The sequence below is a fragment of the Hydrogenophaga pseudoflava NBRC 102511 genome (assembly GCF_001592285.1).
Lineage (GTDB): Bacteria > Pseudomonadota > Gammaproteobacteria > Burkholderiales > Burkholderiaceae_C > Hydrogenophaga > Hydrogenophaga pseudoflava.
This window is the reverse complement of the sequence record NZ_BCWQ01000012.1, coordinates 110,696-137,523: the sequence shown is the minus strand read 5'-3', so window position 1 is coordinate 137,523 and position 26,828 is coordinate 110,696. Positions and strand designations below refer to the sequence as shown.

General features: G+C 68.8%; 26 protein-coding genes. 17 read left to right on the top strand and 9 right to left on the bottom strand.

Annotated elements, in window-relative coordinates:
* Positions 1–76 precede the first annotated feature (76 nt).
* The 4 genes from HPS01S_RS15580 (at position 77) to HPS01S_RS15565 (ending at position 3,721) form a co-directional block, all read left to right on the top strand.
* Positions 77–886, top strand: coding sequence for a metal ABC transporter ATP-binding protein (locus HPS01S_RS15580; protein ID WP_066158096.1), 810 nt, complete (start codon positions 77–79; stop codon positions 884–886).
* Positions 883–1,755: a metal ABC transporter permease gene (locus HPS01S_RS15575; RefSeq protein ID WP_066158094.1), complete on the top strand. Its 873-nt coding sequence runs from the start codon at positions 883–885 to the stop codon at positions 1,753–1,755. Before HPS01S_RS15580 ends, HPS01S_RS15575 begins: the two co-directional genes overlap by 4 nt.
* A 37-nt stretch (positions 1,756–1,792) precedes the next feature.
* The gene (locus HPS01S_RS15570; RefSeq protein WP_066158092.1) at positions 1,793–2,743 is read left to right on the top strand and encodes a metal ABC transporter substrate-binding protein; all 951 of its coding nucleotides are present in this window, start codon (positions 1,793–1,795) and stop codon (positions 2,741–2,743) included.
* Positions 2,744–2,842: 99 nt separating this feature from the next.
* Entirely contained in the window at positions 2,843–3,721 is an 879-nt protein-coding gene (locus tag HPS01S_RS15565) for an EamA family transporter (RefSeq protein WP_218016600.1), read from the top strand.
* A gap of 3 nt (positions 3,722–3,724) precedes the next feature.
* Here HPS01S_RS15565 and msrA read toward each other — a convergent pair whose 3' ends face one another.
* Positions 3,725–4,252 (bottom strand): peptide-methionine (S)-S-oxide reductase MsrA, encoded by a 528-nt coding sequence (gene msrA, locus HPS01S_RS15560; protein ID WP_066158088.1) that lies wholly within the window; start codon positions 4,250–4,252, stop codon positions 3,725–3,727.
* Positions 4,253–4,337: 85 nt separating this feature from the next.
* Positions 4,338–5,225: a LysR family transcriptional regulator gene (locus tag HPS01S_RS15555; RefSeq protein ID WP_066158086.1), complete on the bottom strand. Its 888-nt coding sequence runs from the start codon at positions 5,223–5,225 to the stop codon at positions 4,338–4,340.
* Between the two features lie 113 nt (positions 5,226–5,338).
* On the opposite strand from HPS01S_RS15555, the gene HPS01S_RS15550 reads away from it, so the two are divergent.
* Positions 5,339–6,526, top strand: coding sequence for an acyl-CoA dehydrogenase (locus HPS01S_RS15550; RefSeq protein WP_066158083.1), 1,188 nt, complete (start codon positions 5,339–5,341; stop codon positions 6,524–6,526).
* 53 nt (positions 6,527–6,579) lie between these two features.
* Here the strand turns inward: HPS01S_RS15550 and HPS01S_RS15545 are convergent, their stop codons facing one another.
* Genes HPS01S_RS15545 through HPS01S_RS15530 form a run of 4 tightly spaced genes read right to left on the bottom strand, consistent with a single transcriptional unit; the run spans position 6,580 to position 8,816 of the window.
* Entirely contained in the window at positions 6,580–7,023 is a 444-nt protein-coding gene (locus tag HPS01S_RS15545; protein ID WP_066158080.1) for a hypothetical protein, read from the bottom strand.
* A gap of 10 nt (positions 7,024–7,033) precedes the next feature.
* Positions 7,034–7,603, bottom strand: a complete 570-nt coding sequence (locus tag HPS01S_RS15540; protein ID WP_066158078.1) for a GNAT family N-acetyltransferase — start codon at positions 7,601–7,603, stop codon at positions 7,034–7,036.
* Positions 7,600–8,031 (bottom strand): DUF2267 domain-containing protein, encoded by a 432-nt coding sequence (locus HPS01S_RS15535; protein ID WP_066158076.1) that lies wholly within the window; start codon positions 8,029–8,031, stop codon positions 7,600–7,602. Before HPS01S_RS15535 ends, HPS01S_RS15540 begins: the two co-directional genes overlap by 4 nt.
* Complete coding sequence (locus HPS01S_RS15530; protein ID WP_066158073.1) at positions 8,028–8,816, bottom strand: class I SAM-dependent methyltransferase; 789 nt, start codon at positions 8,814–8,816, stop codon at positions 8,028–8,030. The genes HPS01S_RS15535 and HPS01S_RS15530 overlap by 4 nt, the downstream gene beginning before the upstream one ends.
* A gap of 152 nt (positions 8,817–8,968) precedes the next feature.
* Here HPS01S_RS15530 and HPS01S_RS15525 point away from each other — a divergent pair, with 152 nt between their 5' ends.
* Positions 8,969–9,352 carry a VOC family protein gene (locus tag HPS01S_RS15525; protein WP_066158070.1) on the top strand — a complete coding sequence of 128 codons (384 nt, stop codon included), beginning with the start codon at positions 8,969–8,971 and terminating at the stop codon, positions 9,350–9,352.
* Position 9,353: 1 nt separating this feature from the next.
* Here HPS01S_RS15525 and HPS01S_RS15520 read toward each other — a convergent pair whose 3' ends face one another.
* Positions 9,354–9,764 carry an MAPEG family protein gene (locus HPS01S_RS15520; RefSeq protein WP_066158068.1) on the bottom strand — a complete coding sequence of 137 codons (411 nt, stop codon included), beginning with the start codon at positions 9,762–9,764 and terminating at the stop codon, positions 9,354–9,356.
* Between the two features lie 112 nt (positions 9,765–9,876).
* Here HPS01S_RS15520 and HPS01S_RS15515 point away from each other — a divergent pair, with 112 nt between their 5' ends.
* Positions 9,877–11,358 carry a potassium/proton antiporter gene (locus tag HPS01S_RS15515; protein ID WP_066158065.1) on the top strand — a complete coding sequence of 494 codons (1,482 nt, stop codon included), beginning with the start codon at positions 9,877–9,879 and terminating at the stop codon, positions 11,356–11,358.
* Between the two features lie 19 nt (positions 11,359–11,377).
* Here the strand turns inward: HPS01S_RS15515 and HPS01S_RS15510 are convergent, their stop codons facing one another.
* Entirely contained in the window at positions 11,378–11,860 is a 483-nt protein-coding gene (locus HPS01S_RS15510; protein ID WP_066158062.1) for an Lrp/AsnC family transcriptional regulator, read from the bottom strand.
* A 107-nt stretch (positions 11,861–11,967) separates the two neighbouring features.
* Between HPS01S_RS15510 and mdeB the strand changes: the two genes are divergently transcribed.
* The 10 genes from mdeB (at position 11,968) to HPS01S_RS15460 (ending at position 25,577) form a co-directional block, all read left to right on the top strand.
* Positions 11,968–14,535, top strand: coding sequence for an alpha-ketoglutarate dehydrogenase (gene mdeB / locus HPS01S_RS15505; RefSeq protein ID WP_066158060.1), 2,568 nt, complete (start codon positions 11,968–11,970; stop codon positions 14,533–14,535).
* A 74-nt stretch (positions 14,536–14,609) separates the two neighbouring features.
* The gene (locus HPS01S_RS15500; RefSeq protein ID WP_066158056.1) at positions 14,610–15,221 is read left to right on the top strand and encodes a DUF2239 family protein; all 612 of its coding nucleotides are present in this window, start codon (positions 14,610–14,612) and stop codon (positions 15,219–15,221) included.
* A gap of 26 nt (positions 15,222–15,247) precedes the next feature.
* On the top strand, positions 15,248–15,889 hold the full coding sequence (locus tag HPS01S_RS15495; RefSeq protein WP_066158054.1) for a TetR/AcrR family transcriptional regulator: 642 nt from the start codon (positions 15,248–15,250) through the stop codon (positions 15,887–15,889).
* Between the two features lie 26 nt (positions 15,890–15,915).
* On the top strand, positions 15,916–17,103 hold the full coding sequence (locus HPS01S_RS15490; protein ID WP_066158050.1) for an efflux RND transporter periplasmic adaptor subunit: 1,188 nt from the start codon (positions 15,916–15,918) through the stop codon (positions 17,101–17,103).
* Positions 17,104–17,113: 10 nt separating this feature from the next.
* The gene (locus HPS01S_RS15485) at positions 17,114–20,281 is read left to right on the top strand and encodes an efflux RND transporter permease subunit (RefSeq protein WP_066158047.1); all 3,168 of its coding nucleotides are present in this window, start codon (positions 17,114–17,116) and stop codon (positions 20,279–20,281) included.
* 56 nt (positions 20,282–20,337) lie between these two features.
* Positions 20,338–21,027 (top strand): protein-L-isoaspartate O-methyltransferase family protein, encoded by a 690-nt coding sequence (locus HPS01S_RS15480; protein WP_066158044.1) that lies wholly within the window; start codon positions 20,338–20,340, stop codon positions 21,025–21,027.
* An 11-nt stretch (positions 21,028–21,038) separates the two neighbouring features.
* Positions 21,039–21,386 (top strand): rhodanese-like domain-containing protein, encoded by a 348-nt coding sequence (locus tag HPS01S_RS15475; RefSeq protein ID WP_066158042.1) that lies wholly within the window; start codon positions 21,039–21,041, stop codon positions 21,384–21,386.
* Between the two features lie 32 nt (positions 21,387–21,418).
* Positions 21,419–22,762, top strand: a complete 1,344-nt coding sequence (locus HPS01S_RS15470; protein WP_066158040.1) for a TolC family outer membrane protein — start codon at positions 21,419–21,421, stop codon at positions 22,760–22,762.
* A gap of 80 nt (positions 22,763–22,842) precedes the next feature.
* Positions 22,843–23,583: a glycosyltransferase gene (locus HPS01S_RS15465; RefSeq protein ID WP_066158037.1), complete on the top strand. Its 741-nt coding sequence runs from the start codon at positions 22,843–22,845 to the stop codon at positions 23,581–23,583.
* A complete protein-coding gene (locus HPS01S_RS15460; protein ID WP_066158035.1) occupies positions 23,574–25,577 on the top strand; it encodes a 3-deoxy-D-manno-octulosonic acid kinase in 2,004 nt (667 codons plus the stop codon). Before HPS01S_RS15465 ends, HPS01S_RS15460 begins: the two co-directional genes overlap by 10 nt.
* On the opposite strand, the gene HPS01S_RS15455 is transcribed toward HPS01S_RS15460, so the two are convergent.
* Positions 25,559–26,809: an O-antigen ligase family protein gene (locus HPS01S_RS15455; protein ID WP_066158031.1), complete on the bottom strand. Its 1,251-nt coding sequence runs from the start codon at positions 26,807–26,809 to the stop codon at positions 25,559–25,561. The two genes, HPS01S_RS15460 and HPS01S_RS15455, sit on opposite strands and share 19 nt — an antisense overlap.
* Positions 26,810–26,828 lie beyond the last annotated feature (19 nt).

The following is a 26,828-nucleotide window of genomic DNA, read 5'->3' as shown; positions in this document are numbered from 1 at the left end:
CATTATTGCAACAATGTTGCGTTAACATCGCCGCTATCGCAATTGAGTTGCAACAGTGTACACAGCACCCCACCCCATGCCCGGCCCCCAAGCCCCCACCATCACCCTGCGCGACCTGACGCTGGGCTACGAGCGCCACCCGGCCGTGCACCACCTGAGCCTGCAGATCGAACCCGGCGCGCTGGTGGCCGTGGTCGGCCCCAACGGCGCCGGCAAGAGCAGCCTCATCAAGGCCCTGGCCGGTGTGCTGGCGCCGCTGTCGGGCCACATCGAAGGCCTGCGGCGCGGACACATCGCCTGGCTGCCCCAGCACAGCGAACTGGACGCCAGCTTTCCCATCGACGTGCGCGGCATGGTCGCCAGCGGCCTGTGGCGCCGCGTCGGCGCGCTCGGACGCTTCAACGCGGAACACCGGCGGCAGTGCGACGCGGCGCTGGCCGCGGTCGGCCTCTCGGGCTTCGAATCGCGCGGGCTGGACACACTCTCGGGCGGGCAGCTGCAACGCGCGCGGTTCGCGCGGCTGATCCTGCAGGACGCGCCGGTGGTGCTGCTGGACGAGCCCTTTGCCGCGGTGGACCAGCGCACCACCACCGACCTGCTGGCCCTGTTGCACCAATGGCAGCGCCAGGGCCGCACGGTGATCGCCGTGCTGCACGACACCGCCCAGGTGCGCGCGCACTTCCCGCAAACCCTGCTGCTGGCGCGCGAGCCGGTGGCCTGGGGCGCCACCGCCGAGGTGCTGACGGAGGCGAACTGGGCGCGTGCGCAGTCGCTGCGCGAACCCTTCGACGAGCGGGCCGATGAATGCGAGACCGGCTCGCGCGACGCCGACTCACAGGCAGTGAACCGCCACGCCCACAGGCCGGCGCTGGAGGCCACACCATGAGCGACGACCTCCTCGTCTTCGGCCCCTTCGTCGAGTTCGCCTTCATGCGCCAGGCCCTGCTGGGCTGCATCGCGCTGGCGCTGTCGGCGGCGCCGGTGGGCGTCTTCCTGATGCTGCGGCGCATGAGCCTGACCGGCGACGCCATGGCCCATGCCATCCTGCCGGGCGCGGCCATCGGCTACCTGCTGTTCGGCCTGTCGCTGACGGCGATGACGGTGGGCGGCATCGTCGCCGGCCTGGCGGTGGCCATCGGCTCCGGCCTGGTGGCGCGCCACACGCTGATCCGCGAGGACACCAGCCTGGCGGCCTTCTACCTGATCTCGCTCTCGCTGGGCGTGCTCATCGTCTCGGTGCGCGGCAACAACGTGGACCTGCTGCACGTGCTCTTCGGCAGCGTGCTGGCACTGGACGGCGCGGCGCTGGCGCTGCTGTGGGCCATCACCGGCGTGACGCTGGCAACGCTGCTGCTGATCCGCCGGCCGCTGATCCTGGACTGCCTGGACCCGGGCTTTCTGCGCCAGGTCAGCGGGCTGGGCAGCGTCGCGCATGTCGGCTTCCTGGCCCTGCTGGTGATCAACCTGGTGGCCGGCTTCCATGCGTTGGGCACGCTGATGGCCGTGGGCATCATGGTGCTGCCGGCCGCCAGCGCGCGCTTCTGGGTGCGGCGCGTCGGCCCGCTGGTGGCCGTGGCCACCGCCATCGCGCTGTTCACATCCGTCGCCGGCCTGCTGCTGTCCTACCACGCCGACTGGCCCACCAGCCCGGTCATCGTGCTTGGCCTGGGCGCGGTCTACCTGCTGTCCATGGCCTGTGCGCCGCGCGGCCTGCTGCGCCAGCGCCGTCCCCATCCGCGCCACCTGCGCGCCTGACCCCTTCCCCTGTCTCACCCTTTCAAGGACTTCCGCTATGAACCTGCGCCGTCGCCACCACCTCCTCGCTGCTGCCGCCGCCATCGGCGCCCTGAGCTTCGGCCTGCCGGGCCACGCCCAGACCACCGCCACACCGGTCAAGGCGGTGGCCAGCTTCAGCATCCTGGGCGACCTGGTGCGCCAGGTCGGCGGCGAGCGCGTGCAGGTGGACGTGCTGGTCGGCCCGGGTGCCGACGCCCACGTGTTCCAGCCCTCACCCTCGCACGCGAAGCAGGTGGCGCAGGCCCAGGTGGTGTTCGCCAACGGGCTGGGCTTCGAGGGCTGGATGCAGCGCCTGCTGAAGACCGCCGGCTACAAGGGCCAGGCGGTGGTGGTGAGCCAGGGCATTCAGCCCATACAAGCCGAAGAGGACGGGCACGACCACAAGGCAGAAAAACACGGTCACCACGACCACGGCGAGGCCGACCCGCACGCCTGGCAATCGGTTCCCAACGTGATCACCTACGTCGCCAACATCGCCAAGGGCCTGTGCGCCGCCGATACCGCCGGCTGCGACAGCTACAGGAAGAACGCCGAGGCCTACACCGGCCAGCTCCAGGCGCTGGACGCCGAAATCAGGGCCGCCTGGGCCGCGATTCCGGCCGCGCAGCGCAAGCTCATCACCTCGCACGACGCCTTCGGCTACTACGCCCAGTCCTACGGCGTGCAGTTCCTGGCGCCGCAGGGCGTGAGCACGAACAGCGAAGCCTCGGCCAGGGGGGTGGCACAGCTGGTGCGCCAAATCAAACAGGAGCGCATCAAGGCGCTGTTCGTCGAGAGCATTTCCGACCCGCGCCTGATCGAGCAGATCGGCCGCGAGACGGGCGTCAAGCCGGCCGGCGCGCTGTTCTCCGACTCGCTGTCGGACGCCAGCGGCCCGGCCAGCACCTATGTGGCCCTGATGCGCGCCAACACCCAGACCATGACCCGGGCCGTGCTCGGGCACTGATCGCCAGCCCGCCTCAGGCGCGGACGGCGGCGCGCTCCAGAACTCGGGACACCGGAGCTGCCAGATACACTGCCCTCCCCACCGTCCGCGGAGCTCCGATTGCCCCCCTCCCACCTTCTGCTCGCCCTCGCAGTCGTCTTTGTCTGGGGCACGAATTTCGTCGTCATCCGCTGGGGACTGGACGGGCTGCCGCCCTTCCTGTTCGCCACGCTGCGTTTTGCCTTGTCGGCCCTGCCCTGGCTGCTGTTCATACCGCGCCCCACCGCGCCGTGGCGCAAGCTGGCCGCGTTCGGTGTGCTGCTGGGCGTGGGCCAGTTCGGTCTGCTGTTCCTGGCCATCCAGGGCCGCATCTCGCCCGGGCTGGCCTCGCTGGTGGTGCAGATCCAGGTGTTCTTCACCATCGGCATGTCCCTGGTGCTGATGCGCGAGCGGGTGCGGGGCTTCCAGGTCACGGGCCTGCTGCTGGCGCTGGCGGGGCTGGGCGTCATCGCCGCGCATCTGGACGCCACCGTCACCCTGGCGGGGCTCGGGCTGGTGATCGGTGCGGCCTTCTTCTGGGCCTGCGCCAACCTCGTCGTGAAGTCGCTCGGGCCGGTCAACATGCTGCACTTCATGGTCTGGAGCAGCGCGTTCGCGGTGCCGCCGCTGCTGGTCATCTCCGTGCTGACCGAAGGCGTGCCGGCGATCACGTCGGCCCTGCAGGGCGCCGACGCGGTGGTGTGGGGCAGCGTGCTGTGGCAGGCGCTGGGCAACACCCTGTTCGGCTACGGCGTCTGGAACTGGCTGCTGGCCCGGCACCCCGCTGCCACCGTCACGCCCCTGGCCCTGCTGGTGCCCGTGTTCGGCATGGGCGCCTCGGCGCTGTCGCTGGGCGAGGCCCTGCCGGGCTGGAAGCTGGGCGCGGGTGCGCTGGTGCTCGGCGGACTGGCCGTGATCGTGCTCTGGCCGAGATTGCAGTCGAAGCTGGCCCGCGGCTGAGCCTCAACGGGCAAGGCGTGCAAATGTCTTGCGGAACTTCGCCACCTTGGGCGCCGCCACCGCCATGCAGTAACCCTGGTGCGGGTTGCGCTCGAAGAAGTCCTGGTGATAGTCCTCGGCGGGCCAGTAGTTCGCCAGTGGCAGCACCTCGGTGACGATGGGGCGGCCGAAGGCGTTGTCTTTCGTCAGCTCGTCGATCAGCGCCTGCGCGGTGGCGCGCTGCTCTTCGGTGGTGTAGTAGATGCCGCTGCGGTACTGCGTGCCCACGTCGTTGCCCTGGCGGTTCAGGGTGGTCGGGTCGTGCACCACGAAGAAGATCTCCAGCAGCTCGCGCGTGCTCACCTGTTCGGGGTCGTATTCGAGTCTGACCACCTCGTTGCAGCCGGTCAGGCCGGTGCACACGTCTTCGTAGCTGGGCCGCGGTGCCTGGCCGTTGCTGTAGCCCGACTCGACGTCGGTCACGCCGCGCACTTCCTTGTAGACGCTCTCGGTGCACCAGAAGCAGCCACCGCCCAGTACCAGCGTTTCCATCGATGTGTCCTTTCCGTGGGTTCGTTGCAGCGACGACGAGTGTCGCACCCGTCTTGGTCGCGCGCAGGCGGCGGGTCTTACACCCTCACGCGGGTGCGGCCGCGCGCTGGACCGCCGCCAGGAACGCGCCCAGCGCCGACTGGTCGCGCCCGGTGCGCCAGAGGCAGTGCGTGTCGTAGGGGGCCAGCGGCTGCTCCAGCGGCAGGAACACCACGCCCGGCAGCCCGGCCTGCTGCAGCGCCGCCGGCACCAGGCCCACGCCCAGACCCTGCGCGATGACCGACACCACGCTCAGCCAGTGCCGCAGCTCGAAGCCCAGCGCGGGCTCGAACCCAGCGTCGGCACAGGCGGCGAGGATGCGGTCGTGGTAGTCGGGCGAGACCACGCGCATGACGATGGCGAAGGACTCTTCTTTCAGCGCCTGCAAGGGCAGCTTGCGCTTCTTCGCCAGCGGGTGGCTGGCTGGCAGGCAGGCCATGAAAGGCTGGCTGGACACCAGGATCTGCGAAAAGCCTGCGGGCACCCGCGTGGTGTGCACGAAGCCCAGGTCCAGCCGGTCGTGCACCAGCTCCACCAGCTGTTCGCTGCTGCTGAGTTCGCGCAGCGCCAGCCGCAGCTTGGGGTGCGCGGCGGCGAACTCGCGCAGCACCTGCGGCAGGCCGCGGTAGAGCACGGTGCCGGCAAAGCCGATCTGCAGCTGCCCCGCCAACCCCTGCCCCACGTCGCGCGCCTCGCGCGCCGCCAGCGCCGCCTGCTCCAGCAGCGCCTGCGCGCGCGGCAGAAAGGCCAGCCCGGCGGGCGTGAGCGCCACGCCGCGGCTGTTGCGCTCGAACAGGCGCGCACCCACGTCGGCTTCGAGCTGCTGGATGGCCATGGACAGCGGCGGCTGCGTCATGGCCAGGCGCTGGGCCGCGCGGCCGAAGTGCAGCTCCTCGGCCAGCACGGTGAAACAGCGCAGGTGGCGGAATTCCATGAATCTGCTTTGTGTATTGATCAATCGGCAATCAATATTAGACAGCTATTCATGGTCGCCCGACAATCTCGCCCAACCAAGACCTTCCACCCTTTCCACCGGAGACCCGCACCATGGCCACGAGCAAGAACACCTTCAGCTGGGAAGACCCCTTCCACCTCAGCGCCCAGCTCACCGACGACGAGCGCCAGGTGCAGGACGCCGCCCGCGCCTACTGCCAGGAAAAGCTGCTGCCGCGCGTGCAGCTGGCCTTCCGCAACGAGACCACCGACGCGTCCATCTTCCGCGAGATGGGCGAGCTGGGCCTGCTGGGCCCGACGATCCCCGAGCAGTACGGCGGCGCCGGCCTGAACTATGTCTGCTACGGCCTGGTGGCGCGCGAAGTGGAGCGTGTGGACTCCGGCTACCGCTCCATGATGAGCGTGCAGAGTTCGCTGGTGATGGTGCCGATCAACGAATTCGGCAGCGAAGCGCAGAAGCAGAAGTACCTGCCCAAGCTGGCCACCGGTGAATGGATCGGCTGCTTCGGCCTGACCGAACCCAACCACGGCAGCGACCCCGGCAGCATGATCACCCGCGCCCGCAAGGTCGACGGCGGCTACAAGCTCAGCGGCGCCAAGATGTGGATCACCAACAGCCCGATCGCCGACGTGTTCGTGGTCTGGGCCAAGGACGACGGCGGCCAGATCCGCGGCTTCATCCTGGAAAAGGGCTGGAAGGGCCTCTCCGCCCCGGCCGTGCACGGCAAGGTCGGCCTGCGCGCCAGCATCACCGGTGAAATCGTCATGGACGAGGTGTTCGTGCCGGAAGAGAACGCCTTCCCGGACGTGCGCGGCTTGAAGGGCCCGTTCACCTGCTTGAACAGCGCGCGCTACGGCATCGCCTGGGGCGCGCTGGGCGCGGCCGAAGACTGCTACTTCCGCGCCCGCCAGTACGTGCTGGACCGCCAGCAGTTCGGCCGCCCACTGGCCGCCAACCAGCTGATCCAGAAAAAGCTGGCCGACATGCTGACCGAGATCAGCCTGGGCCTGCAAGGCTGCCTGCGCCTGGGCCGCATGAAGGACGAAGGCACGGCCGCGGTGGAGATCACCAGCATCCTCAAGCGCAACAGCTGCGGCAAGGCGCTGGACATCGCCCGCATGGCCCGCGACATGATGGGCGGCAACGGCATCAGCGACGAATACGGCGTCGCCCGGCACCTGGTGAACCTGGAGGTGGTGAACACCTACGAGGGCACGCACGACGTGCACGCGCTGATCCTGGGGCGGGCGATCACCGGGATTGCGGCGTTTGCGAACTGATCGGGTTTTCGCTCAGCAACAAGAAGGGCTGCCTCTGGCAGCCCTTCTTGTTGTCATGGACAGGAAGCGAACTTGAATGTCAACGAATAGGTCAGATCCTGACTCGTCGGCACCCTCAACTGCATCTTCAACACGCCGGAGTCCACCAGGCCGTCGAACAACGTCGTCGCGTTTGGAGAGTCCGTTCTGAAGCCAAGCCGCCCGGCTTCCAGCCGATAGCTCGCGCCCTTGGACCAGTGAGGTGCCTCCAGTTCAGGCTTGAACCACTCACACACACGCTCCTGCCTGGCTGGCATTGAAACGTGCGATAGAAACACGCGCCCGTCTGCGGCGAATCGCAACAGGCTGATGTAGTCCACACCATCCGCATTGGTTTGCACTTCACTGCGATAGATGCCATCGGTGCGCAAACTCTCAGACGCCGATGCTGCATGGGTCGCGCACATTGCGAACAGCAATGGAAGCAGTCGTTGAAAGACTCTCAGGTCGACAGTCATGAGGACTCCACTACAAAGAAGAACGCTGGGATGTGCGGCCCGTCGCGCCCATTCCGCCTGAATCGTGCACGGTAAGCCGCTGCCCGACCAAAGACCTCAACAAGTACCGCACCAGCCCGATGCGCCCTGCCCTGGGTTCCGCGTACTCGGTGAACCCCGCCACGTCGTAGGCGCGCCGGGCTGCCAGGTTCTGGTCGTCCACGCACAGTGCGAGCTTGCTGCAGGACACCCAGTGTTCCGACACCCATGCAGCCACCAGTGCCAGCGAAGCGCGTCCGTGGCCTTTCCCCTGTTCCCGGCTGTCGATGCGCATGGCCCTGAGCGCGGCAGCCCCTGCGGGCGCCCAGTCCGGCAACCGGGCACCCCGGCTGAGAAGCACAAAGCCGATGGGCGTTTCCGATTCCAGAATGGCCAGGCCGGCCACCTCGTCCGGCGAGGCGCCTTCGCACACCGAAACGGCCTGCGCGGTGGTGCCGGCGAACTCGATCTGCTCGGGCGAGATGTGCAGGGCCAGCACGCGCTCGCGCTGATCTCCGGTGAGCGACTGCCAGCGCTGGAGTTGAAGCCGGGTGGGTGTCATGGGGCAGGTCTCGCCTGCCAGTACCGGCGGGCCTGAGGTGGCAGCTGCGCCAGCACCCTCTCAAATGCCACCACATCCACATGCCGCCGCAATGCCGTTGCCACGGACACCACCGAGTCGGCGGGCGAGAAGTTGTGCTCCGTGCGCACGGCGCGCACGTCTGCCAGCCACTCGTCCGGCCCGCCAAAGGGCACCGGCGCCTGGTCAAAGGGCCAGTCTTCGATGAAGATCGCCCGGATCACAGGCGGCAGCACGGCCGCAAAAGCGAGGGCCTGCGGCACGGTCAGTCGCCGGCGGAACGCGTGCAGCACACCCACCACCATGTTCCAGGCCATGTTGGTGGTGGGCAGCCCGGCGCAGTCGCGGGCGTCGACCATGAAGCGCTCGAACTGGAGCGTGGGGTTCTGGTATTCGAAGGGCAGCGTCATGGGAACAGGTGGGATGTCTGAGGAAATGTGATCCGCCTGGCGACGTACACGCCATAGCCGAAGTACATCGAGTTTGCTTCGTACAGCGCAATCTCCTGCTCGTGTTCCGCCATCAGCGCCCGTGCGGCCTCGCTGTTTCCGTGGCGGCAAAGGAAGTCATTGAAGCCCGCCTGCAGCGGGCGGTAGTAGGCGTCGCGCCAGCAGGTCTCGGGCAGCACGAAATAGCCCAGTGGCGAATAGCCGTGCCACTCCAGCACGCGGATCTTGTCCGCTGCGGTGGCGACTTCGGAGTAGGCGGCGTCCCAGAAGGCCTGCAGTTCGGCCGGGCGGGTATTCGTGGTCCAGGTGAGTTCAGAGGCGACGAGCACACCACCGGGCTTGAGAAAGCGCCGCCAGTTTTTCACGCCGTTCTCGAAGCCCATGTTGTAGATCGCACCCTCGGACCAGAGCAGGTCGAACTGCGCGTCGGCAAACGGCAGTTCGCTCATGGACGCCGCCAGTGGTGTGACTTGATCGGCCACCCCGGCAGCTTTGCTGCGCTGCTGCAGCGTCGTCAGGAACGGTGGCAGAAAGTCCACCGCGGTGATCTGCGCCTGCGGCAGCAGCCGGGCCAGCGCGAGCGTGGCGGCGCCGGTGCCGCAGCCGATGTCGGCCACGGTCAGCGGCGCCGCCGGGTCAAGCCCGGTCAGGCGCAGCGCCAGTTCGGTCTGTGCGTCGCCGCCCGGCCCCTGGCGGGGGTTGGGCTGGTGCAGGTCGATGAGGAGGTCGAGCTTGTCCTGGGTCATGGATGAGCATGGTAGTTCCAGCCATGCCCACACCACCCGGCGGGGGCCACTGGCGCCGGGGTCGCCTCAGGCCTATGCTGTTGCGCCGGCCCGGTGTGGCCTGGCGGGCGCCAGGCGGCTGGTCGCGGCCGGTTCGAGCGAAAGGACTGTGTATGTTGTCCACTGCTTCTGTCACCACCATGCTGCCCGTGAAAGACATCGACCGCGCGCGGGCGTTCTACGAAGGCTGTCTCGGCCTGACACCGGGCGGGTTCAAACCCGACGGCAAGTTCGTCTATTCGGTCGGTGGCACCACGCTGGCCCTGTTCCCCAAACCCGACGGCACCAAGGCCGACCACACCGCCATCAGTTTCCAGGTGAACGACATCGCCGCCAGCATCGCGCAGTTGAAGCGCTCGGGCGTGGTGTTCGAGGACTACGACTTTCCCGGGCTGAAGACGGTGAACCACGTCTGCGTGCTTGGGGCCGAGAAGGCCGCCTGGTTCAAGGACACCGAAGGCAACTACCTCTGCCTGCACGAGGACCTGCCGGCGTAGTTCAGCGGGCACCGAGCAGCCCGAGCACCCACCAGACGGCAATCGCCACCTGCACCGCGAACGCGGTGAACCGCGCGGTGACAGCGGCGGGCGAAGTCGAGACCAGGTGGATCAGAGACTGCACGATGCGCGCACCGAGCAGCACCCAGGCCAGCGGGTCGGTGACGGTCGCGCGCCCGGCCACCACGGCGACCAGCATGAGCCCGCCAAAGAGGGGCAACCCCTCCAGGCAGTTCGCGTGCGCCCGGGCCAGGCGTTGCATGAAGGGCGAGAGGTTGGCGTTGTCGGGGGTGAAGCCATTGGCGGGCACGGTGCCCGAGAGGACGAGCCAGGACCGGATGGCTTCCATGAGGACCAGCAGGCACAGGGTCCAGGCGATGAATCCGAGAAGCGCTTGCAGCGTGGCGGTCATGGTGCGGACTCCCGGCTGCAGGCGTGGGCGACCTGCCACGGGTTGACCATGCAGCCAGACGTAATGTAGTCCTCAGCCCCACCGCTGGCACACATTCTGTTAGCTTGCGGCCATGGCCCTGTCGCTGGACTTTCTCGCCCTGCCCCTGCTCGTCGCCGCCGCGCTGGTGTTCGTCAGCGTGCTCGCGGGCGTGGTCTCGACGCGGGTGGGGTTTTCCTTCCTGCTGGTGTTCCTGCTGGCGGGCATCCTGGCCGGCCAGGACGGGCCCGGCGGGCTGGTGTTCAACGACTTCCGGCTGAGCTTCTGGGTCGGCAACATCGCGCTGGCGGTGATCCTGCTCGACGGCGGGTTGCGCACCGACTTCGACACCTTCCGCACCGGCCTGAAGCCCTCGCTGCTGCTGGCCACGCTGGGCGTGGTGCTCAGTGCGGGCATCACCGGCGCGGCGGCGCGCTGGCTGCTGGACCTGTCCTGGCCGATGGCACTGCTGGTGGGCGCCATCGTCGGTTCGACCGACGCGGCCGCGGTGTTCGCGCTGCTCAAGTCCTCGGGCGTGCGGCTGAACGAGCGTGTGGCTGCGACGCTGGAGATCGAGTCGGGCATGAACGACCCGATGGCGGTGTACCTGACGCTGGCGCTCATCGGCGTGGTGCTGGCGGCGTCCACCGCAGGGTCTGGCGCCGGGCTGTCGGCGCTGGAGGTGCTGCGCTCGCTGGCCCTGCAGTTCGGCTGGGGCGGGGCACTGGGGCTGGGCGCCGGCTTCGCGATGGCCGAACTGCTCAAGCGGCTGGGGCGCGGCGAGGACGGTGGCGGCGGCATCCGCGCGCTGCTGCTGGTCTCGGGCGGGCTGACGGTGTTCGCGGCCACCACGTGGCTGGGCGGCTCGGGCTTTCTGGCGGTGTACGCCATGGGCGTGATCGCGGGCAACCGGGCGCGGCGGCAGGTGCGGTCCACACTCTCGGCCATGGACGGCTACGCCTGGCTGTCGCAGGCGGGCATGTTCCTGCTGCTGGGCCTGCTGGCGACGCCGTCGCAGCTGCTGCCCACCCTGCTGCCCGGGCTGGGGGTGTCGCTGGTGCTGATGCTGGTGGCGCGGCCGCTGGCGGTGGCGCTGTGCCTGGTGCCGCTGCGCTTTCCGCCGCGCGAGATCGTGTTCATCTCATGGGTGGGTCTGCGCGGCGCGGTGCCCATCGTGCTGGCCATGTTCCCGCTGATGGCCGGTGTGCCCGGCGCGCAGACCTTCTTCAACGTGGCCTTCGTCGTGGTGCTCACCTCGCTGCTGCTGCAGGGCTCGACCATCGCCTGGAGCGCGCGGCGGCTGGGCCTGGCGCTGCCCGAGCCCAATGACCTGCAGGCCAGCCGCCTCGTGTTCGGCGATTTCGTGATCGACGGCGCGACGCCGATGGACACGCTGTGCGCCTTCTATGGCCTGCCCGTGCCGCCCGATGCGCCGACCGACGTGGCCACCTGGATGCGTGAGGAACTGCGGCGCCCCGCCGTCGAAGGCGACAGCGCCATGCTGGGCGCGGCGGAGCTGAGCGTGCGCGCGCTGGAGGGCGGCCGCATCACGCGCGTGGGCATCCGGCTGGGCTGAGGGCGGTGCCCCATAGGCATCAGGTCGGCGCCAGCGGCAGCGCCGTCTTGTAGCGCACCTGCTTGAGCGCGAACGACGAGCGGATCTTCTCGACCTGGGCGATGGGCGAGAGCTGTTCGAGGATGAAGCGCTCCAGCGCCGGCATGTCCGGCACGGCCACGCGCAGCAGGTAGTCGGCGTCGCCGGACATCAGGTAGCACTCCATCACCTCCTCGCGCAGCGTGATGCGCTCCTCGAAGGCCTGCAGCGCCTTTCGGCTCTGCTGCTTGAGGCTGATGGAGACGAACACGTTCAGGTGCAGCCCGAGCTGGCCGGCGTCCAGCAGGGCCACGTACTGGCGGATCAGCCCGCTGGCTTCCATGGCGCGCACCCGCGCCAGGCAGGGCGAGGGCGAGAGGTGCACGCGGCGCGCGAGTTCGACGTTGGACAGGCTGGCGTCCCGCTGGAGCTCTTCCAGAATCCGGCGGTCGGTGGCGTCGAGGTGGTTTGTGCTGCTTTTCATCGAATCGGCGGTGCATCGTGCGGAAGAAGGCCTGATTGTTCAGCAAGTCCGGCAACAAATGCGCGTGCATCCTGCCTACAGTGCTGCGCTCACCCGGAGAATTTCCCTTGAACAGCAGCCCCGACCTCGACCCGGCCGAAACGCAGGAATGGCGCGACGCCCTGCGCTCGCTCATTGACACCCAGGGACCGGCGCGCGCCCGCGCCGTGCTCGACGAACTGGCCCGTCTGGCGCACGAACACCACGTGGGCTGGCAGCCCGAGCGCAACACGCCGTACGTGAACACCATCGCGGTCGACGACCAGCCGCCGTTCCCGGGCGACCTCGCCATCGAGGAGCGGCTGGCCTCGCTGATGCGCTGGAACGCCCTGGCCATGGTGGTGCGCGCCAACAAGGCCTATGGCGAGCTGGGCGGCCACATCGCCAGCTACGCCAGCGCGGCCGACCTGTTCGAGGCCGGCTTCAACCACTTCTTCCACGCGCGCAGCCACGGCCATGGCGGCGATCTCGTGTTCTTCCAGCCCCACAGCGCGCCCGGCGTCTATGCCCGCGCGTTCCTCGAAGGCCGCCTGAGCGAGGCCGACCTGGCGCACTACCGGCAGGAAATCGTGGCGCCCGAACACGGCGCGCGCGGCCTCTCCAGCTACCCGCACCCCTGGCTGATGCCGGACTTCTGGCAGTTCCCCACCGGCTCCATGGGCCTGGGCCCGATCAGCTCGATCTACCACGCGCGCTTCATGCATTACCTGAGCGACCGGAACCTGCTCGACTGCGCCGGCCGCAAGGTCTGGGGCGTGTTCGGCGACGGCGAGATGGACGAGCCCGAAAGCATGAGCGCGCTCACCCTGGCCGCGCGCGAGCGGCTGGACAACCTGGTCTGGGTGGTCAACTGCAACCTGCAGCGGCTGGACGGCCCGGTGCGCGGCAACGGTCGCATCATCGACGAGCTCGAACGCCTGTTCGCCGGCGCCGGCTGGAACGTGATCAAGCTGGTCTGGGGCAGCGACTGGGATGGCCTGTTCGCACGCGACCGCAGCGGCGCCCTGTTGCGCGCGCTCCAGGGCACGGTGGACGGCCAGATGCAGACCTTTGCGGCCAAGAACGGCCGCTTCAACCGCGAACATTTCTTCGGTCAGGACCCCGAACTGGCCGCCCTGGCCCAGGGCATGACCGATGAGCAGATCGACCGCCTCAAACGCGGCGGACACGATCTCGTCAAGATTCACGCCGCCTACGCCGCCGCTGCCGCCCACAAGGGGCAGCCGACGGTGATCCTGGCCCACACCAAAAAGGGCTATGGCATGGGACAAGCGGGGCAGGGCAAGATGACGACGCACAGCCAGAAAAAACTGGATGACGCCGACCTCATCGAGTTCCGCAACCGCTTCAACCTGCCGCTGACGGATGAGCAGGCCACAAGCCTCACCTTCTACAAACCCGCGGCCGACAGCCCCGAGATGCAGTACCTGCATGCGCGCCGCGCCGCCCTGGGCGGCCACCTGCCGCGCCGCGACAGCAGCTGCGCGCCGGTGGCCGCGCCACCGCTGGACAGCTACGGCCAGTTCGCCCTCGCCGCCGGCGGCAAGGAGATGAGCACCACCATGGCCTTCGTGCGCATGCTGGGCAACCTGCTCAAGGACGCCGCGCTCGGCCCTCGCATCGTGCCCATCGTCGCCGACGAGGCGCGCACCTTCGGCATGGCCAACCTGTTCAAGCAGGTCGGCATCTACAGCAGCGTGGGCCAGCGCTACGCGCCGGAAGACATCGGCTCGGTGCTGAGCTACCGCGAGGCCAAGGACGGGCAGATCCTGGAAGAAGGCATCAGCGAGGCCGGCGCCATCGCCAGCTGGACGGCGGCGGCCACCAGCTACAGCGTGCACGGCCTGGCCATGCTGCCCTTCTATATCTACTACTCGATGTTCGGCTTCCAGCGCGTCGGCGACGCCATCTGGGCCGCCGCCGACCAGCGCGCCCGCGGCTTCCTGCTGGGCGCGACCTCGGGCCGCACCACGCTGGGCGGCGAAGGCCTGCAGCACCAGGACGGCAGCAGCCACCTGGTGGCCGCCACCATCCCCAACTGCAGGGCCTACGACCCGGCCTACGCGGGCGAACTGGCGGTCATCCTCGACCACGGCATGCGCGAGATGCTGGAGCGGCAGCAGGACGTCTTCTATTACGTCACGCTGATGAACGAGAACTACGCCCAGCCCGACCTGCCCGAGGGCGCGGCGGCCGGCGTGATCGCCGGGGCCTACCTGTTCGAGCGCCTGGGCCCGGCCAGCGGCCCCGGCGTCACGCTGATGGGATCGGGCGCCATCCTGGGCGAGGTGCGGCAGGCGGCGCAGCAACTGGCCGCGCAGGGCCTGGGCGTGGACGTGGTCGCCGTCACCAGCTGGAGCGAACTGGCGCGCGAAGGCGCCGCCGCAGGCGCAGCCGAGCCCTACATCGCGCGCCTGCTGGGCCAGACCCGCGGGCCCATCGTGGCCGCCTCCGACTACGTGCGCGCCGTGCCCGACAGCGTGCGCGCCTACCTGCCCGCCGACCGCGCCTGCGCCACCCTGGGCACCGACGGCTTCGGCCGCAGCGACACGCGCGCGGCGCTGCGGCGCTTCTTCGCGGTCGACGCCGCCAGCATCGTGGAGCGGGCGCTGACCCTGAGCGCAGCGGCCCCCTGACGGCGGCGGTCTCTTTATTACCCGGGTAAAAATGAGCTATACTTTTACCCGGGTAATATTCGGACACCGCACACATGCCTTCGCTCTCCCCGCACTGGATCGCCTTTGAACACCACCGCCGGCTCGCCCGCGGCGAGCCGGCCGGCGTGATCGCCGCCGTGCAGCAGCACCTGGCGGCACAGCCCGAGGCGCTGCCGCTCGTGCTCGACGCCGTCACCAGCGAACGCATCGAACTGGACTGGCGAACACCCGCCGCCCAGCTGCTGGCGCAGCTGCCGCCCGCCCCGGCCACCGACGAACCGGACGAAGCACCCGGCAGCGACGCGCCGCGCGGCCCCGGCCGACCCAAGCTGGGCGTGACCGCCCGCGAAGTGACCCTGCTGCCGCGCCACTGGGACTGGCTCTCGCGCCAGCCCGGCGGCGCCTCGGTCGCGCTGCGCAAGCTGGTGCAGTCGGCCATGCGCGAAGGCGGCTCGGCACAGGCCCAGCGGCGCGCCACCGAGGCGGCCTACCGCTTCATGTCCATCGTGTGCGGCGACCTGCCGCAGTACGAAGAGGTCAGCCGCGCGCTGTTCGCGGGCGATCTGGCGCGGGTGGAGGCGCTGGCGGCGGACTGGCCGACCGATGTGACGGCCCACCTGCGCACGCTGCTGTCGCAGATTGACGCTGCGGGGGTGCGGAACTAAACTACTGACCAGTCAGTCATTAGAAGATGAATTCCGCGCTCTCCCCCACCAAACGCGAACGCCGCAAGGAAGCCCGCCCGGGCGAACTGCTGGACGCCGCGCTCGCCCTGTTCGTTGAAAAAGGCTTCGCCGCCACCCGCGTCGAGGAGGTCGCCGCGCGCGCGGGCGTCTCCAAAGGCACCCTCTTCCTCTACTTTCCCAGCAAGGAAGAACTCTTCAAGGCCGTGGTGCGCGAAACCATCGCCGGCCGCTTCGGCGAGTGGAACGACGAGCTGGACGCCTTCCAGGGCGACAGCGCCGAACTGCTGCGCTACACCATGAACGCCTGGTGGGAACGCATCGGCATGACCGCCGCCTCGGGCATCACCAAGCTGGTGATGAGCGAGGCCGGCACCTTCCCCGAAATCGCCAGCTTCTACCAGCACGAGGTGATCGACCCCGGCCGGGCCCTGCTCAAGCGGGTGCTGCAGCGCGGCATCGACCGCGGCGACTTCCGGCCGATGGACCTGGACAGCGCGGTCTACAGCCTCATCGCACCCATGATCTTCCTGCTGATGTGGAAACACTCGATGGCGCCCTGCTGTCCGCCCGCCGACCGGCTGGACCCGCAGGCCTTCCTCGGCACGCAGGTCGGCCTGCTGCTGGATGGCATGCGCGTGCGCCCCTGAACACCAGACCTCTTCCGAGAACCCCCATGAACGCACCCGCTTCCCGTTCCGGCTGGATCAAATGGCTGCTGCTCGCCCTGCTCGTGATCGCCATCGCCCTCGGCGTAGCGCGCGCGCTGGGCAAGCGCAAGGCGCAGAGCGAGGCGGCCACGGCGGCCGCCGTCTCCGCACAGAAGGCGCCGGTGTACGAACTGCCGCCGCAGGACGTGGCCACGGTCGAAGCGCTGGAGCTGGCGCAGTCGGTCGGCGTCTCGGGTTCGCTGCGGGCGCTGCAGACCGCCGCCATCAAGGCCCGTGTGGCCGGCGAGGTGCAGGGCATCAGCAAGCGCGAGGGCGATGCGGTCCAGGCAGGCGAAGTGGTCGCCCGCATCGACAGCACCGAGGCCCAGGCCCGCGTGCGCCAGGCCGAGCAGCAGGCCAAGTCGGCGCTGGCGCAGGTGGCGATTGCCAGGCGCGCGCAGGACAACAACCAGTCGCTGGTGCAGCAGGGCTTCATCTCGGCCACCGCGCTGGAGACCTCGACCAACAACCTTGCGGCCGCCGAGGCCAACCACCAGGCCGCCATCGCGGCGCTGGACATCGCGCGCAAGGCGCTGGGCGACACCACGCTGCGCGCGCCGCTCTCGGGTCAGGTCTCGGCCCGGCTGGTGCAGAACGGCGAGCGCGTGGGCGTGGACGCCCGCATCCTGGAGGTGGTGGACCTCAGCGGTTTCGAGCTGGAAGCCGCGCTGGCACCGGCCGACGCTGCGAGCGTGGCGGTGGGCCAGAAGGCGCGACTCAAGATTGAAGGTCTGGACCAGGCGGTGGACGCCACGGTGGCGCGCATCAATCCCAGCGTGCAGGCGGGCAGCCGCAGCGTGCTGGTCTACCTGCGCCTGCCTGCCGCGGCCGGCATGCGCCAGGGCCTGTTCGCGCAGGGCGAGATCGTCACCGGCCAGCTCAAGGCGCTGGCGGTGCCGCTCTCGGCGGTGCGCAACGACAAGCCCCAGCCCTACATCCAGGTGATCCAGGGCGGCAAGATCGCCCACGTGCCGGTCCCCCTGGGCCGACAGGGGCAGCACGGCGGTGAGGCCATGCTGGTGGTCGACGGCGTGACCGCCGCACCCGCGGGCACGCAGCTGCTGCGCGTGCAGGCCGGGCTGATCCGCGAGGGCACCGAGGTGAAGCTGGCGGCGCCCACCGCCACGCCCCCGGCCAAGGCCGCCGCCAACTGAGCGCCGCACCATGTGGTTCACCCGCGTTTCGCTGCGCAACCCGGTCTTCGCGACCATGGTCATGCTGGCCCTGCTGGTGCTGGGGCTGTTCGCCTTCCAGCGCCTGAAGGTCGACCAGTTCCCCAACATCGACTTCCCGGTGGTCGTGGTCACCACCGAGTACCCCGGCGCCTCGCCCGAGATCGTCGAATCCGAGGTCACGAAGAAGGTTGAAGAAGCCGTCAACGCGATCGCCGGCGTCAATGCCCTGACCTCGCGCAGCTACGAAGGCCAGTCGGTCGTCATCATCGAGTTCCAGCTGCACATCGACGGCCGCAAGGCGGCGGACGACGTGCGCGAGAAGATCGCCATCCTCAAGCCCAGCTTCCGCACCGACGTGAAGGAACCGCGCGTGCTGCGCTTCGACCCGGCCAGCCGGGCGATCTGGTCGGTGGCGGTGCTCCCTGAAGCAGTCAACGGAAAGGCGCTCAGCGCAGTCGAGCTGACCACCTGGGCCGAGCAGACGCTCAAGAAGCGCCTCGAGAACGTGCGCGGCGTGGGCTCGGTCACCCTGGTGGGCGGCACCCGGCGCGCCGTCAACATCCACCTCGACCCGGCCGCGATGGAGGCGCTGGGCGTCACCGCCGACCAGGTCACGACGGCGGTGCGCAACGAGAACCAGGACCTGCCGGTGGGCACGCTCAAGACCAGCGAGCGCGACCGCGTGGTGCAGGTGCTCTCGCGCCTGAAGAACCCGCAGGACTTCGGCCAGATCATCGTGGCGCGGCGCGGCGGCAGCCCCGTGCACCTGTCGCAGGTCGCGCACGTGAGCGACGGCACGCAGGAGGTCGAGAGCCTGGCGCTCTACAACGGCCAGCGCACCCTGCTGCTGCAGGTGCAGAAGGCGCAGGACGAGAACACCATCGCGGTCACCGATGGCCTGAAGGCCGCCGTCGACTCGCTCAAGGCCGAACTGCCGCCGGGCGTGAAGCTGGAGCCGATTGCCGACGGCTCGCGGCCGATCCGCGTCTCGGTCGAGAACGTGCGCCAGACGCTGATTGAAGGTGCGCTGCTCACCGTGCTGATCGTGTTCCTGTTCCTGAACTCGTGGCGCTCGACGGTGATCACCGGCCTGACGCTGCCAATCTCGGTGATCGGCACCTTCTTCTTCATGAACCTGTTCGGGTTCACCATCAACATGATCACGCTGATGGCGCTCACGCTGTCGGTGGGCCTGCTGATCGACGACGCCATCGTGGTGCGCGAGAACATCGTGCGCCACGTGCAGATGGGCAAGCGCCCGTTCGACGCCGCCATGGATGGCACGGCAGAAATCGGGCTGGCGGTGCTGGCCACCACGCTGTCCATCGTCGCGGTGTTCCTGCCCATCGGCTTCATGGGCGGCATCATCGGCAAGTTCTTCCATGAGTTCGGCATCACCATGGTCGCGGCCGTGCTGATCTCGATGTTCGTGAGCTTCACGCTTGATCCGATGCTGTCCTCGGTCTGGCACGACCCCGAGATCGAGAAGCATGGCAGGCACCTCGCGCCGGTGACGCTGTACGACAAGACCATCGGCCGCATCACCGGCTGGTTCGACCACGTGCAGGACCGGCTGGCCGACACCTACCAGGGCGCGCTGCGCTGGTCGCTGGCGCACAAGCTGTCGACGATGGCGCTGGCGATTGCGGTGTTCGTCGGCAGCGTCTTCATGCTGCCGCTGCTGGGCACCGAGTTCGTGCCCAAGGCCGACTTCTCCGAAACCTCGCTGTCCTTCCACACGCCGGTCGGTTCCTCGCTGCAGGCGACCGAGGCGAAGACGAAGCAGGTCGAGGCCATCCTGCGTGAATTCCCCGAGGTGAGGTACACGCTCTCGACCATCAACACCGGCAACGCGCAGGGCACGATGTACGCCAGCGTCTATGTGCGCCTGGTCGACCGCAAGGAACGCGCCCTCAACGCCGACGCCATGGCGGCGAAGCTGCGCGACCGGCTGCGCACCGTGCCCGGCATCACCGTCACCCACGCGGGCCTGCTCGACCCGGTGGGCGGCAACAAGCAGATCGAGTTCTCGCTGCAGGGCGACGACCTGGCCGAGCTGGAGCGGCTGACCGCCCAGGTGACGGAGCGCGTGCGACCCATCGTCGGCCTGGTCGATCTGGACGCCAGCATCAAGCCCAACAAACCCACGGTGGACATCGTGATGCGGCGCGAGATCGCCTCGGACGCCGGCCTCAACAGCGCCGCCGTGGCCAGCAGCCTGCGCACCTTCGTGGCCGGGCAGACCGTGGGCAACTGGCGCGCCGCCGACGGCGAGAGCTACGACGTGAACGTGCGCCTGGCGCCGGAGCAGCGCGCCCGCGCCGACGACCTGGAACAACTGCCCTTCGTGGTCGGCAACAACGCCGACGGCAGCGCGCGCGTGGTGCGGCTGGGCCAGATCGCCGAGGTGGTCGAGTCCACCGGTCCGAACCAGATCAACCGCCGCAACCTCAACCGCGAGGTCGCGATCAGCGCCAACGTCTACGGCCGTTCGGCCGGCGAGGTCTCGGGCGAGATCCGCCAGGTGCTCGACCAGATGAGCTTCCCGCCGGGTTACCGCTACGAGTTCGGCGGCTCGACCAAGAACATGCAGGAATCCTTTGCCTATGCGGTCTCAGCGCTGGCGCTGGCGATCATCTTCATCTACATGATCCTGGCCAGCCAGTTCCAGAGCTTTCTGCAGCCGCTGGCGCTGATGACCTCGCTGCCGCTGACCCTGATCGGCGTGGTGCTGGCGCTGCTGATGTTCGGCTCGACCATGAGCATGTTCTCGGTCATCGGCATCGTGCTGCTGATGGGCCTGGTGACCAAGAACGCCATCCTGCTGGTCGACTTCGCGATCCGGGCGCGCGAGGGCTTCGAGGGCCAGCCGCCGCTGGACCGCGAGAACGCCCTGCTGCTGGCGGCCAAGGTGCGACTGCGCCCGATCCTGATGACCACGCTGGCCATGGTGTTCGGCATGGTGCCGCTGGCCTTTGCACTCACCGAAGGCTCGGAGCAGCGCGCCCCCATGGGCCAGGCCGTGATCGGCGGTGTCATCACCTCTTCCATCCTGACCCTGGTCGTGGTGCCAGTCGTCTACTGCTACATGGACGATCTGGCAACCTGGGTGCGGCGCCGGCTGGGCTTCGCGCCCGCGGCGTCAGCGGCCCGATGAGCCCCGCTCGGTAAAATCGGAACAGATCGGCTAACATACCCACCGGAGTATCAAAAATGACCTCTTCGACGCCCCTGAGCCTCGACCGTGCCCGCTTCAACATGATCGAACAGCAAGTCCGCCCCTGGGAGGTGCTGGACCCGGCTGTGCTGGAGCTGCTCGACCGCGTCAGGCGCGACCAGTTCGTCTCGCCCGCGCAGAAGGCGCTGGCCTATGTCGACATGGAACTGCCCCTGGGCCACGGCGCCGACCAGGTCATGCTCGCCCCGCGTGTGCAGGCCCGCATGGTGCAGGACCTGGCACTGAAAGCCACCGACAAGGTGCTGGAGATCGGCACCGGCAGCGGGTACACCACCGCGCTGCTGGCCAGCCTGGCCCAGCGCGTGGTCTCGCTGGAAATCGACGACGCCATCGCCAGCGCCGCGCGCAAGAACCTGCAGCAGGCCGGCATCACCAACGCCGAGGTGCGGGTGGCCGACGCCGCAGCCAACGGCTTTGCCGCCTGCGCCGCCGAAGGCCCCTGGGACGCCATCCTGGTGGCCGGCTCGGTCGCCGAAGTGCCGGCCGGTCTGCTGGCCCTGCTGGCCAAGGGTGGCCGTCTGATCGCCATCGTCGGCCACGAGCCGGTGATGCGTGCCACCGTCGTCACCCGCGTGGACGACGCAGGTTTCAGCACCCAGCAGCCCTGGGACACGATCGCGCCCCGCTTGCGGAACTTTGCCGAGCCCTCGCGCTTCTCTTTCTGAGCCGCGACGCCATGCAAGCCATCCACCCCGCCCAACTCGACGACTGGCTGCAGCACGCCAGCGCACAGAAACCCGGCGCACTGCCGGTGGTGCTGGACGTGCGCGAGCCCTGGGAGCTGCAGACCGCCTCGGTGCGGCCCGACGGCTTCGAGCTGGTGGCCATGCCGATGCGCAGCGTCCCCGCCCGCTACCTCGAACTCGAACGCGACCGCCCCATCGCCTGCCTGTGCCACCACGGCGCACGCAGCGCCCAGGTGGCGCACTTCCTGATCCAGAACGGCTTCACCGCCGTCGTCAACGTCCACGGCGGCATCGACGCCTGGTCCCAGCAACGCGATCCCGGGGTTCCCACCTACTGACCCCGCCGGCGCCCCGTTCCCAAGGAAACCCCATGACCGCTCCGTCTCTCGCTCCCCGTCGTTCTGCCCTGACCCGCCTGTCCCTCGCGGTCGCCCTCACGCTGGGTGCGGCAGGCGCCCAGGCCCAGAGCCTGGTGGAGCTGTACGAGGCGGCGCGGGGCTACGACACCACGCTGCAGTCGGCGCGTGCCCAGTACGACGCCAGTCTCGCCAAGGCCGACCAGGCGAAGGCCGGCCTGCGTCCGCAGGCGGGGCTGGGCGCCGGCGCCAACTGGACCAACAGCCGCAACGACGTCACCGACACCAGCCGCACCAACAACTCGCAGAACGTCACCCTGTCGGCCAGCCAGCCGCTGTACCGCCCGGTCAACCGCTACAACGACGAACAGGGTCAGCTATCGGTGGAGATTGCCCGTGCCCAGCTGGAGGCCGCCGAGCAGGACCTGATGGTGCGCACCGCCCAGGCCTACTTCGACGTGCTGGCCGCGCAGGACACGCTGACCTTCGTGCAGGCACAGAAAACCGCCGTGGCCGAGCAGCTCGCCGCGGCCAAACGCAATTTCGAGGTCGGCACCTCCACCGTCACCGACTCGCGCGAAGCCCAGGCCCGCTACGACCTGGTGCTGGCCCAGGAGATCGCCGCCAGCAACGACCTGCTGGTCAAGAAGCTCGCCCTCGACCAGCTGGTGGGCCGCAGCGGTGCCAGCCCGAAGCCGCTGGCCGCCCCGGTGAACCTGCCCGCGGTGCAGCCCGCCAGCGCCGAGGCCTGGGTGGAACAGGCGCTGACGCAGCATCCCGCGGTGCGCCAGGCGGACAAGGCCTTCGAGATCGCCGAGGTCGAGGTGCAGAAGGCCCAGGCTGGCCACAAGCCGACACTGGACCTGGTCGGCCAGTACCAGGTGGCGCGCGGCCCCAACTCGAACTTCCCGACCGCCGGCAACGTGCGCACCAACAACGCCAGCGTCGGCCTGCAGTTCAACCTGCCGCTGTACGCCGGCAACGCGATCGAGAACCGGGTCCGTGAAGCGCTCGCGCTGGTCGAGAAGTCGCGCGCCGACCGCGAGACCGCGCTGCGCAACATCTCGCAGGCCATCCGCAGCGCCTACTTCGGCGTGGTCTCGGGCACCAGCCAGGTCAAGGCCCTGGAAGCGGCCGAGGCGTCCAGCCAGAGCGCGCTGGACGCGAACAAGCTGGGCTACCAGGTGGGCGTGCGCATCAACATCGACGTGCTCAACGCCCAGAGCCAGCTGTTCCAGACCAAGCGCGACCTGGCTGTGGCACGCTACAACGTGTTGGTGGGCCAGCTGCGCCTGAAGCAGGCCGGCGGCGTGCTCAAGGCCGACGACCTGCAGCCGGTCAACGCCTTGCTGAAGTGATCCCCCTGCTGGGATAAACTGCCGGGTCGGCCGCTGGGGACATACCGTCCGCGGCGGCAAGACAGAGCCAAAGGTGATTCATGCAAGCGGTCAATGTGCTGTGCATCAAGTGGGGCAAGAAGTACGGCCCCGAGTACGTCAACAAGCTGCACAGCATGGTCCGCCGCCACCTGCACCGGCCGTTCCGTTTTGTCTGCCTGACGGATGACGGCGCCGGCATCGACCCCGCCGTCGAGGTCAAATCCATCCCCATGGTCGGCTTCGAAGAGTTCGACCAGCGCAAGCCCTGGACCTTCGGACACGGCTGGCTCAAGCTGACCTCGTTCGCGAATCCGCTGTACGACCTGCAGGGCCGCACCCTGTTCCTCGACCTGGACATCGTCATCCTCGACAGCCTGGACCCGTTCTTCGAGCAGAAGGGCGAGTTCATCGTGATCAAGGAATGGGACAAGAAGGACGGTACGGGCAACACCTCGTGCTACCTCTACACCATCGGCGCGCACGCCGACGCGCTGGAGCACCTGAAGAACGATTACCCCGCCTCGATCGCGCCGGTGCGCAACGAGCAGGAGTTCATCACGCTGTATCTCGCGCGCCAGGGCAAGCTCAGCTACTGGCCCGAGGAGTGGTGCCGCAGCTTCAAGCGACACTGCCTGCAGCCGGGCATCATGGGCTGGTTCAAGCCGCCCACCATCCCCAAAGGTGCCCGCCTCATCGCCTTCCACGGCAAGCCCAACCCGCCCGACGCCATCGCCGGCGTCAGTGGCAAGTGGTACCGCCGTGTCCTGCCGACCCAGTGGGTCGCCGACCATTGGCGCTGAACAAGGCCAGCCTGGCCCAGCGCGGCTACCGGCTGCTGCTGCGTGGTCTGACGCTGCCCCTGCTGGGCTGGCTGTGGCTGCGCGGCCGCAAGGACACCGGCTACCGTGAACGGCTGCGCGAGCGACTGGGCTTCATCCGCATCGAGCCCGCGTCCATGGGCGGCCTCTGGATTCACGCCGCGTCCGTGGGCGAGGTGCAGGCGGCGCGCCCGCTGATCGCGGCGTTGCGCGAAACCTGGCCCGACCATGCGATCACGGTCAGCACCCAGTCGCCCACGGGCGCACGCACGCTGCGCTCCCACTGGGGCGACGACATCCGCCACGTCTTCGCGCCCATCGACACACCCGGTGCCACGCGCCGCTTCCTGGACCGGCTGCAACCCTCCCTGCTGGTGCTGATCGAGCGCGAGATCTGGCCGGAGATGCTCTGGCAGTGCCGCCAGCGGCTCACGCCCGTGGCCCTGGTCAATGCCCGGCTGTCGGCCGATTCGGCCCAGTTCTACCAGCGCTGGCGCGCCCTGATGGCGCCCGTCTGGTCGCAGATGGCCGTGGTGGCTGCCGCCGACGCGCCCAGCGTGGAGCACTACGCGGCCCTGGGCGTGCCCGCCGACCGCCTGGTGCTCACCGGCAACCTCAAGTTCGACCAGCGCGACACGCCCGAGAGCCCGGACCGCCTGCCCTGGTTGGCGGGACGGCCCATCGTGGTCGCCGGCAGCACGCACGACGGCGAAGAAGCGGCCCTGCTGCTGGCCTGGCCCGAGCTGGCGCGCCAGCACCCCGGCGCGCTGCTGATCCTCGTGCCGCGTCACCCGGAGCGCTTCGACGAGGTGGCCGAACAGATCACAGCCAGCGGCCTGAGCTTCGTGCGGCGCAGCCGTGGCGAAACGCCGGCGGCTGGCACCGCGGTGCTGCTGGCCGACACCATGGGCGAACTGGGCACCTGGTACCTGCACGCCAGCGTGTGCTTCATCGGTGGCAGCCTGGTGCCCATCGGCGGTCACAACGCGCTGGAGGCCATGGCCTGTGCCCGGCCGGTGCTGTTCGGCCCGCACACCCACCACTTCCAGGAGCTGTACCAGGACGTCGAGGCCTGCGGCGCCGGCGAACGCGTCGACTCGGCCCGCCTGATGCTGCACACCGCCGCTCAGTGGATGCGCGACAAGGTCTTGTTGCAGCGCAAGGGCCAGCAGGCGCGCGATTTTGTTCTGCGCCAGCAGGGCAGCAGCCAGCGCAGCCTGCAGGCGCTGCGCCAGGTCTGGGCCCCCATGCGGCCCGAGCGCCTGGCACCGGCCCGGGCCTCGACGCCGGCCGGCCAGACCATCTGGTTCGACCCCACCCAGGTTGTCGAGGCTCTGCCGGCCCTGTTCACGCCGCCACTCGACGACAGCGCGGCGCTGGCCACCGGCAGCGGCCGCGGCCAGGCCCACCGCGTGGCACTGGACCACGGCGAAGGCGTGCTGCGCCACTACCGGCGCGGGGGCCTGATGGCCCGGCTCAGCTCCGACCGCTACCTGGGCCGCTCACCGCTGGCCAGCCGGTCCATGAACGAATTCACCCTGCTGCGCCGCCTGCGCGCCTGGGACCTCCCGGTGCCGGCGCCCGTGGCCGCGCGACAGGTATGCGGCCTGATCGGCCACACCGCCGACATCGTGGTCGCGATGATCCCGCAGACCCGCAACGTGGCCCAGGCGCTGTCCGAAGGACCGTTACCGGCCACGGACTGGATCGCACTCGGAAGCGCCATCCGCCAGTTGCACGACCGCCAGGTGTTCCACTCCGACCTGAACTGCCACAACCTGTTGCTGGACGCGCAGGGCCGCGCCTGGATCGTGGACTTCGACAAATGCGGCGTGCGACCGGGCGAGGCCTGGAAGCAGGAGAACCTGGAGCGTCTGCGCCGTTCGCTGCGCAAGGAACAGGGCCGGCGCCACCCGTTCCACTGGGACGAAGCCCGCTGGGACGACCTGCTGAAGGGCTACGCCGGCGAGGCCTGAACCGCCGATGATGGCGGGCGACGGCCCGCCGAGGCCATCAGCAGCGCGGTCATCAGGATGAAAAAGTGGCTCTCGGTCGACAGCCACAGCGAGCTGTGGGTCATGTTCGAGGTCAGCATGATGCTCACGAAGGCCAGCATCAGCGCCCGGTGTGTCGAACGGTAGCGCAACCCCTGCCGCACGATGGTGCCCATGAACCAGAGGATCAGCACGAAGCCGGGCAGCCCCTGCTCGAAATAGAACAGGATGAACTGGTTGTGCGGGTGCGGGCAGATGGCGTCGCAGAACTTCGGATCCTTGAAGTACGAACGCGCCAGCACCGGGTAGGACGCGGTTCCGGCGCCCATCAGCTTGGCGTTGTCAAAGTCGGTCTGGCGGACCATGAAGCGCCAGACCTCGATGCGCGCGCCGATCGAGGTCACGGTCCCCGCACTGTGGTTCTGCGCCTCCTGCCAGGCCAGGTTGGTGCGGTGCTGGAACTGCGGCGAGAGCGTGTAGGCCGACATCAGGGCCAGCGCGCCGGCCAGCACCACGCCCAGCAGCATCTGCGGGCGGCGCCAGAGCATCGCCAGTGAGAACACGACAGTGGCCAGCAACAGGCTGAGGTAACCGGTGCGGCCCTGCGTCAGCACCAGGATGCTCACTGCGGCCAGCCCGGCCACCAGCCAGCACAGGACCTTCTTCCAGTTCGATGTGGCCTTGATCGCCCAGTGCGCGCACAGGACGGTGAACAGCGACATCATGATGCCCTGCGAGATGTGGTCCTTGAACACGGTGTGGTCGGCACCGAAGCCCTGGTTGTAGGTGCGCGACCAGGGCAGCTGGAACCACACGTTCAGCCAGGTGGACACCAGCGTGAACAGCAGAGCCAGACCGAACGCCGTCCAGCAGTGGGCCCGGTCTTCGCGGCGCGCCAGCAGGAAGATGAACACCGGCAGCAGCAGGAACTTCACGTATTTCTTGTAGTAGCCCCCGATCTCCGCCCAGCTGGCGGGCGACCAGAACGAGGCCAGGACGATCAGCAGCACCAGCGCCAGCGCCGGACGCACCACCGGGTTGGCCCAGGAACTGCGCAGGAACTCGCGCAAGTCGGTGCCGTCGAGGCTCAGCGCCCACAGCAGGACGACGATCAGCATCAGGCTGTTGGCCAGCGCCACCGACATCGGAAAGGCGCCGAACAGCAGCGCCAGGCTGTAGATGGCGGCCCTGCGGGCAAACGTTCGGAAACTCATTGCAGACTTGTCGTGGGAA